At 43.6% G+C, this 1,448-nt stretch carries 1 pseudogene; it reads left to right on the top strand.

Features of this window, described 5'->3' with window-relative positions:
- Positions 1-353 precede the first annotated feature (353 nt).
- Positions 354-1,391 (top strand): annotated as a pseudogene (locus tag ACFFAP_RS20355) (cytochrome P450); the annotation flags it as partial.
- Positions 1,392-1,448: the final 57 nt, after the last annotated feature.

Genomic DNA, 1,448 nt, shown 5'->3' with positions numbered 1-1,448 from the left:
TAAGGGATTCCTCCTTTACGTTTGTTATTCCCGATTTTTTTTGGCAGTGCTTTTGTTTGTACATGGGTTTGGGTTTTGGGGGGTGGGGAGTAGGGAAGAAATCTTTTTCATTTTGGTTGTGGGATCTTTTGATGATGGACTGACTTGAAAGAGTGTTGAGTACTGAGTTAGTCATTAGAAGTTATTAGTTTTTATCCTTTTCTTCTACTCTCTACTCCCGTTCGGCTACGCTCACGGCAAGCCTACTCCCCACTCCCTACTCTCCCATGATGAATATACCGCTTTATGTGACCCTCAAGAACATGAAAACTCGTAATAATAAAATTCAGAAGCCATCAATTCCACAAACTCCGATGACAGCAACTTACAATTTGCCTGATGGCCCTCAAATGCCGCGCTGGCTGCGGATGATCAAGTTTATTGGTCAGCCACTAAAATATGTGGATGATTTTGCCAAAATCTATGGTGACACTTTTACCATCAGCAGTAGTCGCTCTAATAACCATCTTGTGTACTTTAGTCAACCCCAAGCGCTTGAGCAGATTTTTACTGCTAATTCCAGCTATTTTGAGGTTGGCAGGGGGAACATAGGACTAAAATTTTTGCTTGGCGATCGCTCCTTTATGTTAGCGGATGGCGATCGCCACCAGCGTCAACGGCAACTACTAACTCCTCCTTTTCATGGCGAAAGGATGCGGGCTTATGGTCAAGATATCCGGGAAATAACCCGACAAGTGAGTAATCAATGGCAAATTGGCAAACCTTTTAATATCCGAGAGTCGATGCAAGAAATCACCTTGCGTGTTATCCTGCGGGTTGTATTTGGTTTAAATGAGGGAGAGCTTTTTGAGTCACTGAGGCGATCGCTAAATGACTTACTAAACTTCATCAGTTCGCCCGTAATGTCTAGCGCCTTCTTTTTCAGGTTCATCCAAAAAGATTTCGGTGCGTGGAGTCCGTGGGGCAGGATTCTGCAACAACGGCAAAAAATTGATCAACTTATTTATGCTTTGCTTCGAGAACGTCGGGCCCAATCCGCTCAAAATCGTCAAGACATCCTGAGTTTGATGATGGCAGCCCGTTATGACGATGGTGAAGGCATGTCAGATGAAGAATTACACGATGAGTTGATGACACTGCTAGTTGCGGGACATGAAACTACTGCTTCTGCGTTGACATGGGCTTTTTATTGGATTGACCATTTACCAGAGGTGCGTGAAAAGCTGCTACAGGAACTTAACACGATTACAAACCCCGATTTGAGTAGTGTAGCTAAATTGCCCTATTTGACAGCAGTGTGCCAAGAAACATTGCGAATTTACCCAATTGCCATGACTGCTTTCGTGCGGATTGTGAAGACCCCAATTGAAATTATGGGCTACGAACTGCCACAACAGGGTAAGCGCATCTAATTTTGTGCTTAAGAATACAGATTGTTTTACTGAAGT

This window comes from uncultured Nostoc sp. (genome assembly GCF_964245575.1).
GTDB lineage: Bacteria > Cyanobacteriota > Cyanobacteriia > Cyanobacteriales > Nostocaceae > Nostoc.
This window is presented reverse-complemented; position numbering and strand designations above follow the sequence as displayed.